We start from the raw sequence: 1560 nt of genomic DNA on the forward strand, positions 1-1560 counted from the left end.
CTGTTCGTAGGCGGTCACCGCGCCCTCTGCTGCCATCCGGAGTGCGTGGGACTGGACGCCCATGTCGGCCGCGAATTCCCGCTTGCGCTGGGCGGCGCTGTCGTAGCCGACCGGGCCGTCAAGATCTTCATCGCGGGCATCGTTCGATGCCTTGGCAGTTGCGTCGCGCGCCTCGGTGACGGCACGGGAGTAGAACTGACCGGCGCCGTGTGCCGATCCGACGAAGGCCCCAACGATGCGCTGCAGGTGGATCTGCATGGCCTTCTCGCCCAAGCCTTCGGAAAGGCTGTCGGCGGTCTCGACGATCAGCCGTTCGTGCAGGCTGCGGATGCCTTCGCTGTCGACGACCGCGGTGCCGAAGCTTTCGGCGATCTTGAGCGCCTGGGAGGCGTCTGGGCAGGAGAGGCGGACCATTTCGAGGGTTGCGCCTTTGCGGAGTTGCGAGATCCGTGCGTTGGAGCGGTTGGGAGTTGCGGGCTTGGCCATATCAGTTCCTTCCTTGGCTGCCGAAGCGGTTCCGGCCCGTGCCGGTCTGCCCTTCGATGCGGACGACCAGAACCGGCAAAGGACGGGCGGCTTCACAGGTCCGATCCGGCTGAACAAGCAGGGCAGGTTTGCGGGCCAGCAGGTTTCGACCTGCTTGGGACCGCGAGCCTGCTCTCGCGCAGTGAGGCTGGATCGGCCGCTCCGCGGCGTGACAGCGGCCTTGAAACGCCCGGCCGCCGGTTCAGACCGCAGCAACAAGAAGGGCAGTCCGACACGGGCCCAATATCTGTCTCAGCGGGAAGGAACTGATATGGCCAAGCCCCATGCCGACGACATCGAAGACGGGCAAGTCCGGCACCAGCACCGTTGTTTCGAGTCGCCTATGCCGCTAGATGATGCACAGGTCGCTTGTCGCGATGCCGCAGCTCACGGATGACCTGTTCTTGCATGGCCAGACTGCAGGCAACGACGTCGAGTTCGACCCACCTCTCGAAGGTAAGGCGGTCGACGAGCTCCTGATGATAAGTACGAGGGCCGGATCTTCGACAACCCCGGCTCCGGGTCTTCACCGTCGTCGCCTGTCTTCCGGCGCGCGACACAATCTGCCGTGTCAGTCGTTCCAGATGCCGCTGGGTCTCTCGCCGGGCGCCGATTGCTTTCGCCAGCGGCTTCGAGATGCCGATGTCGGTCATAACCCCTCCTTCAGGCTCTGCCAGCCGGCGAAGGACGATGGACCTGTCAGCGGATAATGAGTCCGTGCTGCTAGCCACCTCCACCCCTGAAAATTCAGGGGTGGCTTGTGCCATGTCTGAGCGAGGGATGACCGTCATGCTGCCGCTTTCTGATCGACGTCTTGGGCAAGCTCTTCGTCGTCGGACAAATCCGGATCCTGTAGATCGTCCTGATCCACAGCCTCATCAATTTGCCGGTCCTGGTCCTCAGCAAGGTCGTCGGCTTGCCCGCCGTCGTCATTATGCGGGGCCGTGCCGATGGTATCGGTGGGAGAGCTTCCGCGGATCCAGTCGAGCAACTCGTCGGCAGGTGGGGTGAAGCGGGCCGATGCATGGACGAAGC

The 1560-nt window shown here is 63.8% G+C and carries 2 protein-coding genes and 1 pseudogene; all 3 read right to left on the bottom strand.

The features are described 5' to 3' along the window. A partial coding sequence (locus AGR1_RS29420; protein WP_149149243.1) for a hypothetical protein occupies nucleotides 1-486 on the bottom strand: 486 nt, incomplete at its 3' end. Between the two features lie 380 nt (nucleotides 487-866). Further along, a complete protein-coding gene (locus AGR1_RS29425) occupies nucleotides 867-1178 on the bottom strand; it encodes a hypothetical protein (protein WP_149149244.1) in 312 nt (103 codons plus the stop codon). 134 nt (nucleotides 1179-1312) lie between these two features. Next, nucleotides 1313-1560: pseudogene (locus AGR1_RS29770) on the bottom strand (plasmid partitioning protein); the annotation flags it as partial.

Origin of the sequence: Agrobacterium sp. B1(2019) (genome assembly GCF_008274755.1) — a bacterium.
Taxonomy (GTDB): domain Bacteria; phylum Pseudomonadota; class Alphaproteobacteria; order Rhizobiales; family Rhizobiaceae; genus Agrobacterium; species Agrobacterium salinitolerans.